9 protein-coding genes are annotated in these 8896 nt (G+C 60.3%); 5 read left to right on the plus strand and 4 right to left on the minus strand.

Annotated elements, in window-relative coordinates:
* Positions 1-161: 161 nt before the first annotated feature.
* Positions 162-1328 carry a beta-glucosidase gene (locus EOB80_RS30635; RefSeq protein WP_127331634.1) on the plus strand — a complete coding sequence of 389 codons (1167 nt, stop codon included), beginning with the start codon at positions 162-164 and terminating at the stop codon, positions 1326-1328.
* Between the two features lie 75 nt (positions 1329-1403).
* On the opposite strand, the gene glf is transcribed toward EOB80_RS30635, so the two are convergent.
* Positions 1404-2546, minus strand: a complete 1143-nt coding sequence (gene glf / locus EOB80_RS30640) for a UDP-galactopyranose mutase (RefSeq protein WP_127331636.1) — start codon at positions 2544-2546, stop codon at positions 1404-1406.
* Positions 2547-2548: 2 nt separating this feature from the next.
* Positions 2549-3721 carry a glycosyltransferase gene (locus EOB80_RS30645; protein WP_127331638.1) on the minus strand — a complete coding sequence of 391 codons (1173 nt, stop codon included), beginning with the start codon at positions 3719-3721 and terminating at the stop codon, positions 2549-2551.
* Between the two features lie 356 nt (positions 3722-4077).
* On the opposite strand from EOB80_RS30645, the gene EOB80_RS30650 reads away from it, so the two are divergent.
* The 4 genes from EOB80_RS30650 to EOB80_RS30665 all read left to right on the plus strand — a co-directional run bounded on the left by EOB80_RS30650 (position 4078) and on the right by EOB80_RS30665 (position 7381).
* Positions 4078-4995 carry a hypothetical protein gene (locus EOB80_RS30650; RefSeq protein WP_164748700.1) on the plus strand — a complete coding sequence of 306 codons (918 nt, stop codon included), beginning with the start codon at positions 4078-4080 and terminating at the stop codon, positions 4993-4995.
* Positions 4996-5547: 552 nt separating this feature from the next.
* Entirely contained in the window at positions 5548-6156 is a 609-nt protein-coding gene (locus tag EOB80_RS30655) for a hypothetical protein (protein ID WP_127266481.1), read from the plus strand.
* Positions 6153-6545 carry a phage holin family protein gene (locus EOB80_RS30660; RefSeq protein ID WP_127331640.1) on the plus strand — a complete coding sequence of 131 codons (393 nt, stop codon included), beginning with the start codon at positions 6153-6155 and terminating at the stop codon, positions 6543-6545. The genes EOB80_RS30655 and EOB80_RS30660 overlap by 4 nt, the downstream gene beginning before the upstream one ends.
* Positions 6542-7381 carry a DUF3618 domain-containing protein gene (locus EOB80_RS30665; RefSeq protein WP_127331642.1) on the plus strand — a complete coding sequence of 280 codons (840 nt, stop codon included), beginning with the start codon at positions 6542-6544 and terminating at the stop codon, positions 7379-7381. Before EOB80_RS30660 ends, EOB80_RS30665 begins: the two co-directional genes overlap by 4 nt.
* A gap of 78 nt (positions 7382-7459) precedes the next feature.
* Here the strand turns inward: EOB80_RS30665 and EOB80_RS30670 are convergent, their stop codons facing one another.
* Both EOB80_RS30670 and EOB80_RS30675 read right to left on the minus strand, forming a co-directional pair.
* Positions 7460-7876 (minus strand): c-type cytochrome, encoded by a 417-nt coding sequence (locus EOB80_RS30670; protein WP_127331644.1) that lies wholly within the window; start codon positions 7874-7876, stop codon positions 7460-7462.
* The gene (locus EOB80_RS30675; RefSeq protein WP_127331646.1) at positions 7857-8735 is read right to left on the minus strand and encodes a cytochrome c oxidase assembly protein; all 879 of its coding nucleotides are present in this window, start codon (positions 8733-8735) and stop codon (positions 7857-7859) included. Before EOB80_RS30675 ends, EOB80_RS30670 begins: the two co-directional genes overlap by 20 nt.
* Positions 8736-8896: the final 161 nt, after the last annotated feature.

Raw genomic sequence — 8896 nt, forward strand, 5'->3', positions numbered from 1 at the left:
ATCGGGAACAAAGGCTCGACCATCCGGTTTGGAACCATCCCGTTAAGCACAGGACCAATGTGCAGCCTGATGGATGAGAGACGGCCGCCGGATTGCTATGGCTGTTCCCGATCTGCATTCGGCAGCCGAGATTGAGCCCAAATGCCCGAAGGAGACTTCGCATGAGCGAAGCAGGACACAGCGAAGGCAATCAGGTGACTTCGATTGCGGGCGCGTCGCCGTTCGCCAGTTTTTTCATGGCTGGCTTCGAGTGCTCGTCTCACCGGCGCAAGGACGGCGTTCGCCTCGATCTTATCCGCGCCACGTCGCATTATTTGCATGCCCTGGGCGACTACCGCGGTTGCGCCGAACTCGGTCTTCGTACCATCCGCGACGGCTTGCGCTGGCACCTCATCGAAACCGCTCCTGGAACCTATGACTGGTCAAGCTGGACGCCGATGGTCGAAGCAGCGCAATCGGCAGGTGTCCAGATCATCTGGGACATCTTCCACTACGGATCTCCCGACCATGTTGATCAGGGGTCGATGCATTTCATCGATGCCTATGCCTCGTTCGCCGCGGAAGCTGTGAGGGTTCATCGTTCAATCGCCGGTACAGCGCCTCTGGTGTGCCCGATCAACGAAATTTCGTTTTTCGCCTGGGCTGTTGAGGTCGGCTATTTCCCGCGCGTCGGCCCGAAGAAGCGGGGATGGTTCAAGCGGCACCTCGTGAAAGCAGCAATAGCCGGCGTTCGCGCGATGCGGGAGGTCGATCCCGCTTGCAGATTCGTCTGGGCCGAGCCGCTTATCCACATCGCTCCTCGCGACCGGACCCGCACCGAACGGCGCCGGGCCGAAAATGCCCGTCAGGGACAGTTCGAAGCTTACGACATGCTGCTGGGCCGGGCCGAACCTGAGCTGGGTGGGAGCGAAGATGTCATCGACGTCGTTGGCTTGAATTTTTATCCACACAATCAGTGGTACCTAAACGGGCCAACGATTCCGATGGGGCATCACGAGTACCGTGCCCTATCGGAGATGCTGATCGAAGTCGCGCATCGATATAGCAAGCCTATGTTCATCGCCGAGACCGGCTCCGAGGGGTCTGGCGGGCCGGCTTGGCTCCACTATGTCTGCGACGAGGTGCGTGCCGCAGAAAGCCTCACAGCCCCGATCGAAGGTATTTGCCTTTACCCGGTAACCGCCTATCCGGGCTGGGACAATTCGCGGCATGCGGAGGTGGGATTGTTTTCAGTCGTCCAGGCGGACGGCAGCCGACACGTCCGCAAGCCCGTCGCGGACGAATTGGCCCGCCAGCAAGCTTTGTTCGCGGCGAACCCGACGCGTTAAATACATGAGTTGCACGAGGGACTGCGCGAGCGCCTGTCGGCCCCGCGCCGATGCTCCCGGGTCCCGGTGGCGGAGCTACAGCGCCCCTTCGGCCAACGACGCATTCCCCACGCCCGCCCATTCCGGGACGCTCTTTTGGATGCGTGCGAAGGTTGCCAGGGCCTGCCCGACCACCTGATCCATGTTGTAGTAGCGGTAGGTTGCCAGGCGGCCGACAAACCACACGTCGGGGCAGGTTGCGGCGAGCGCTTCGTAGCGCTTGTAGAGCTCTTCATTTTCGGCCCGCGGCACCGGATAGTACGGGTCCCCGATATCGGTGGGATATTCGTATGTCAGGCTGGTCCGCACGCTCCGTTGGCCGGTCAAATGTTTGTACTCGGTGATGCGGGTGTAATCTTCCGTCTGGGGGTAGTTGACGACGGCAACCGGCTGAAACTGCTCTTCGTCGAGTGTGACGTGCTCGAAACGGAGCGAACGATAAGGAAGACGCCCTAGCTGCCAGCCGAAATATTCGTCTATCGGGCCGGTATAGATCAGGCGGTTGAAGGGTATCTTGTCACGAATTTCGCGGAAGTCGGTCTGCAGCATGACCTTGATGTTCGGGTGATCGAGCATGCGCTCGAACATCCTCGTGTATCCGCCGGCAGGCATCTTCTGGAAGCTGTCGCTGAAATAGCGGTCATCGCGGTTGGTCCTGGTCGGCACTCGTGCCGTCACTGATTTGCTCAGCTGGTTCGGATCGACGCCCCATTGCTTCCTTGTATAGCCACGGAAGAACTTCTCGTAGAGCTCGCGTCCCACGGTGCTGACGACAACATCCTCGGCCGTTCGCACGTCCTCTACCGTCTCGCGCCGCGATGCGAAGAACTCCTCCAACTGTGCGGAATTCAACTCGAGGCCATAAAGGCGGTTTATCGTGTCGAGATTGATCGGGATGGGAAGCAGTTTCCCGTCGACCGCCGCCAGAACCCTGTGCTCGTATGGGCGCCATTGGGTGAACTGCGAGAGGTAGTCCACGATCGACTGGCTGTTGGTGTGAAAAATATGGGGCCCGTAACGATGGATGAGGATGCCGGCTTCATTGTAGCAATCGTAGGCGTTGCCGCCGACATGGCTGCGGCGGTCGACCAGGAGAACGCTTTCATGACGCTGGGAGGCTATCCTTTCAGCAAGCACGCTGCCGGCAAACCCCGCGCCCACGATCAGCCAATCGAACATGACTATGCGCTCCTGCGGAGCGGGACGACCTTCTTGCGTCGGTAGGCGCCCTCAATGTGAGCGGCCATGGCCTTCCATGTTCTTTCCCACGACATGTCAGCCAGATAGGCATCGACTTGCGGCAGCAGCATCTCGCGCGGTCGCAAAAGCAGGGAGCGCAGCTTGCTGTCCAAGTCGTCAATGTCGGCGATCTCCACCAGCCCAGCAGCGCCGTAGCTGCGCACAACGTCAACGATTGCCGTCGAGATCACCGGCAGGCCCGCCGCCAGAAACTCTGGCGTCTTGGTTGGGCTGATGAACCGGGTCGCTTCGTTGAGCGCAAACGGCATCCACCCGGCATCCCAATGGCGCAGATAATCGGGCAGGTCGCAGTAGGCCTTCGCGCCCAACCAATGCAGATTGTCGGCCTTCGGCAGGATTGCAGGATCGATTTTGACAACGGGGCCGATCATGACGAAATGCACGTCCGGCATGGTCCGCGCCGCTAGCGCCACGAGGTCGACGTCCAGCCGCTCGTCGATGACGCCGAAATACCCCACCCTCGGGTGAGGAATGCCGGCCTGATCGATGGGGTCCTTTCCCGGCAGCCTTGCCTTGTGAAAGTGTTTCACATCGATGCTGCTCGGAAAGGGGTAAATGGCCTGATGCAGGCGGCGCTTGGTCTCGAACAGGCTCAGGCCACCGGTGAAAACGAGATCGGCGCGGCGCAGAAGTTCCTTTTCCATCTGCGCCAGTTCGGGCGGCGCATTCTTGAAGGCGGAGAGTTCGTCCATGCAGTCGTAGACGCATATGTCTGGGTCAAGGAACTCCGTGAAGCGAAGAGCCATCGGCGTGTAGTACCAGGCGATCAGCCGGCTGTGCGGCATAGAAGCTATGATCTGCTGAACAAATCTCCGCTGGACGGCATCTGATTTCGCGGCCGACGCGCCGAGCGGAAGCACTGGTGTCACAATTAGAATGTTTGGCGATGCCTCGCTCGTCCGCATCAGCGGCTGTGGCAGTTCTTCAAAAAGAGGCTCTTCAAAGTAGATCACTCTCTGCTGCACGGATGCAAGAGTGAGAATATGCTGCGGGCGTTGATGGACGAAATTCCAACGCAAGTGCGAGAAGCAAACCAGTAGATTTTCCCTGCCAGCGTGTTTACTGGCGGACACCCTGCCCAAGGCTGCTTCCATTGAGATTTTCCTTCCTGTAATCTTTAATTTATGCTGCGACTAACATTTGTTAATCGCAGATGGAGGAGAAATAGACTTCGGTACCAGCTCCTAACTTTCCACCGCGTGAGTTGTTCCAAGGTGAAGTGAAGAGCTCTCAGTCACCGCTCGGATGACGGATGCGACGATGTTTCCGCGGAGCTGAGAACGGCCACCACGCGTCGCCGGGCTTTGAAAGCGTGAGCGACGGGGGAATGTCGGTGGAGAACTGACCTGCCGTATTTGCGTTTAAGTCGCTGGTTATAAAATGTGCAGGACATCAAGTTGATTCGCCCGCATCACTGGCGAGTCCGTGCCAGGCGAATTCCGGGGCTGATATGAAGATCGACTTTTCAACCAATGTTTTTCCGCTGTTTCATCCGCAAAGCGTGGATGATCTCAAAGACCCTTGCCCCGTCTTTGATGGCAGCCTGTGGCACGTCTTCGGCTCGAGCGGCACGGTGACCAGCGAGACGTGGAGGATCCTGCATGCCACGGCGCCGGAACTTTATGGGCCGTGGACCGAGCATCAGTCGATCGAGCTTCCTATCAATGGGAGTGGTGTTGCGGCTCCGGGGGTCATTCACGAAAGTGGCGTCTTTCACATGTTCATCCAGACCGAGTTCATGAAGTCTGGTGGCCGCTGCGAGCATGCGGTTTCCAATGACGGGTTCCATTGGGTGGTTCTTAGCCCGGCAATCCTCGCCATCCCGGACACGGAGGAAGATGGCATTTACGATCCGCATCCCGCAGTTATTGGCGGCAAGCGCTACCTCGTCTATTCCGCCATGCCAAAATTCACCAGGGTGCCACAGCCCGACATCTATCTCGCGCGTAGCCAATCCGATTCATGGTTCGGCCCTTGGAAGCGGATCGGCAAGATCCTCGACCATAATGAAGTTCCTCACCACAACACGAGAGAGGATCCCGACTACGAATGGGGGATAGAGGGCGCACAACTGGTCGAATTGCCGGATGGCCGCGTGCTTCTCAATGCCACTTGCTTTCTCCCGAATGGCCTTCGGGGAAACCGGCAACGCGTGTTTTTTGCCATCGCCGATGATGTTGCTGGACCTTATGTGTCGATGGGACCGGTGCTGGAACCAGGCCAGCCGGGAGAGAACGGCCACTCGACCGTGATGATCGAAGGGGGCCAACTTTCGCTGTTTTACCAAAGCCGGGTCGCCACGACCGATCATCGGTGGCGCTACGGCTTGGCCAGATGCGACGTCGCCCTGTTTTCCAAGGTTGCATGATTTAGGTGTTGCTCGGACGGAACAATCCGTCGGAGCGCGTGCACACGACACCATGCAGCAGTCGCTCGCGGCGTTCGAAGACATGGGCGAACTGAATATCTCTGCTCCTTCCCGCAGGAGAATGAAACATCAGCACGTATTCTATGCCTTCATCCTCGCTTCGTTGAAGGCGTCCAACAGCGCAGGGACGTGCCGGGCGTCCAGAGCGAGCAGATGATCGACAGGCGGACAGCCGAATAGACAAAGGTCAGCCAAAGCCGAGGCAACCGGCGGCCTTCCGCTCGACCCGTGCGCAGTCGGGAGCACAAGGTTTGTACTCGAGCCACTGAAGCTCCGCACGAGGGGCAGCTCAGCTCATTCCTGATTGTTGCGTGCCTGACGAGCTCTCCGTTTCAGCCTGATCATAAATGCTTTCACCTAGTGGAACATCGGAGGTTCCACGAAGTTGGGAAGTCACGGAGGACGTGCACATGAACAGTGTCATCTATCTTATCGGCCTTATCGTTGTCGTGCTCGCGGTCCTCTCCTTCCTCGGTCTTCACTAGGTGGCCCATGCAGCATGAGAACGATCAGGGCGGACAGCCCACCGATTTCGACAAGGCGAAAAGCGACGTTTCCGACAGGCTTCGCCAGGAACAAGAACGTGCCAGCGAGCTGCTTCACGACGCGCGTGACACGGTGACCCGTAAGGCTGGCGATTATGCATCTGAAGCCAGGGATGCGATTTCCGATAAGGCGGAGGAAGCTCAGCGCGACATCGGATCGAGTCTGGCGGCGCTGGGCGGCGCACTGCGCGCGGCCAGTGACCATCTGGCCAACAACGATGAAAGGAACGCATCGAAGTTCGCATTGGATGCCGCCGGTGGCTTGGAGCGGCTTTCATCGTCATTGAAACAGAAACCGTTCGGCCAGGTCCTGGAGGACGTGCAGTCCTTTGGCCGGCAAAATCCCGGTGTCCTGCTTGCCGGATCGGTATTGGCCGGATTGGCTCTCGGGCGGTTCATCAAGGCTTCTCCGCCGGCGGGTCCAGAATTCCAGGATGCTGCGGGAGACCTCAAATCACACACCGATCAGGCACAGGGTTGGTCCGTTGATCGTTCGCAGGATTCGGGCCTCGTTGGCGATGATGGGGCCACGCAGAACGCGGAGCAGGACAGATGAACACCCAGGACAATCCCAGCCTTCCCGGACTGATCACCGACTTGGCCCAGAATGTCACCACTCTGGTGCAAACCGAGGCCAGGCTGTTTCGGGCGGAGCTCTCTGAAAAGCTTACCAAAGTCGGAGCAGGTGCCGCGGAAGTGCTGGGCGGCGCGATCTGCCTGCTCGCGGCATTATTGGTGTTGCTGCAGGCACTCGTTATCGCGCTGACGCGGGCAGGGCTTGGCGCGGGGTGGTCTTCCCTGCTGGTCGGTGTGGTCGTGGCGATCCTCGGCGTCATCCTGCTGCGGACCGGGATGGCCAGCATGACGCCTTCGGAACTTACCCCCGACCGGACCCAGGAACAGCTCAAGCGCGACGCGAGCGTGATCAAGGAACAGGTGAGATGACTGAGAAATCCGCAGCCGAACTTGAACGCGAGGCCGAGGCAGCCCGCGCCCGGGTGATGGAGACAGCCGAATCCATTCGAGGCAAGATGACGCCCGGACAATTGCTGGATGAGTTCGCCGGGCTGTTCTCGGGAGGGGAGAGCTCGGCCATGCTCAGCAATCTCAGAACACAGGTCCGAGACAATCCTTTGCCGGTCACCATGGTGGGCGCGGGTCTGGCTTGGCTGATGTTCGGCAGCGGTACCTCAAACACCCCCCACGGTTCGGCTGGGTACTCCATGCCTTCGGCGCCGGGACGACATGATGACGGGGAGCGTGGAGGCCTTGGCAGCACGCTTTCCGATGCCGCCTCATCGCTGTCGTCGGCTGCTACCAGCGTCAGCGATACCGTTTCGAGCGCGGTAAGCAACGCCGCCGAGGGTTTGACGGGCAGCACGGCCACTGCAAGATCGGTGACCGGCGACATGGCGGCGAAAACCGCCCGCTCTGCCCAAGAACTGTTTGAGAACCAACCCTTGGCCGTAGCGGCCGCCGGTCTCGCCATCGGCGCCGCCATAGGTGCAATGCTGCCCCATACCGCAACGGAGGATGAGCAACTAGGCGCCTATGGCGACAAGCTTCGCGACACCGCCGAAACCATGCTCGACAGGGGTCTGGATGAAGCCAAGCAGGTCGCCGCCGACGCCTATGAGACCATCAAGCAGGAAGCTGGCCGGCAACATATGGAAGCAGGCACGATGGCCGATCAGCTCGGCGAGGTCGTGAAGTCCACAGCAGACAAAACCGAGCATGCCGTGCGTGAACGGATTTCCGATCCGTCTCAGCGTCAAACCTAGCTTGAATGATCCTGGATCAACGATAGTCGGTCTCTTCAGAAGGGCCGGCGTTGTTGTTCAAACGGTGAACCGCTCGAGTCATTTCAGAGCGTAGAGGTAAGCGGCGATATCGCGCGCCTGCTGCTCTGTAATCCGGGTCGACGGCATGGCGGTGTGCGGATTGATTTCCCTGGCCGATCGTATCCAGCGGATCAGGTTCTCTGGATTGTTGGCCAGCCCGCCGCCGATAAAGACGCGGTCAGCAAGACTGGCATCCAGGCGAGGACCGACCTGCCCTTGCGCGCCCGGCACGCCCGTAATCGTATGGCAGCCGGAACAGCCATTCGCATTCATGATCGGCAAGGCCCTCGCAGTGTCACCGCCTGTGGCCGCCTCCGCCTCGTGGCGGACGCGCGCGGCCCGATCGGACCACCAGGTCATTCCGGCCACGGCCGCGACGAGCAGCACCAGCGCGGCGATGACGGCGGCAAGCAGTTTAGACACGCTCGTACGCATGCGCCGCCTCCCTCCTTCCGCTCGCCTTGATCCACAACGCGGCCAGCAGCAGCGCTGCGCCGCCATATATCAATCCAGCCGGAACCCACATCACCAGCCCAGCAAGTTGCTGGTCCTCCAGGGGGCTCAAATTCCACAGTGCCGCTCCCACGGCGTTCTCCGGGTACCAGAGGCGTGGCGAGAGCAACAGGAGAACGCCGAGCAGCCCGGTATGCAGCGAGGTGACAAAGAGGTGCATCACTGCGCTCCCATAGGCATGCTGGCGGCCGGGACGCGGCAAGAGGACCCACCAGAACAGCAGCCCTGTTCCGAAGAAGCTCGCGTGCTGTGCATAGTGCAGTACGCCGCGTTCGAGCGCGGCCTCGAACAACACCGGAATGTGCCAAATCCATATAGCAATGCCGTGGATAATGGTCGCGCTGATCGGCCGCGTTGCGAAGGCCCAGACCACCCTCAGCCAATTGGCGTGTCCGGCAATTCCCAGAATGCGCCGGAACCGGATGGGTAGGCCCCACATCAAGGCCGCAGCCGGGCAGGCAGAGACCAACAGCGGCGCCGCCACGGCCATCAGCAGCTCGTGCTCGATCATATGCGCCGCAAAGACCTGCTCGCCGAGCACATGAATCGGGCTGACCAATGCGGCTGTCAACACGCTCCATCCGGCCGTGAACAGCAGAGCCTGGCGCAGCCGCAACGTCCTGCCGCGGCTGCTGCGCCGCCAAAGCCGGCCAGCGCCAACGACATATATCAGGGCAAGCACGGCGAGTGGCAGGGTGATGGGCAGCGCGAGCGTCCACCCGGCCCCGGGCGCGCCGGCGCCGTAGCAGATGGAAGTAGGGAACAGCGCGTCCAGGTTCATCGCAGGCACCCATCCAGGATCAGCGCCGCGCTGCCTTGCATGAGGATCACAAGCGCAAACAGCAACGCCGACAACATCCCGAGATTGGCGACGAAGCGCTCTGTGCCGCGCGTACGCTCCGGCTTGAATGCGGCACCGCCTCGCCGCTTCGCCCGCCACGA

Origin of the sequence: Mesorhizobium sp. M7A.F.Ca.MR.245.00.0.0, assembly GCF_003997415.1 — a bacterium.
Taxonomy (GTDB): Bacteria; Pseudomonadota; Alphaproteobacteria; order Rhizobiales; family Rhizobiaceae; genus Mesorhizobium.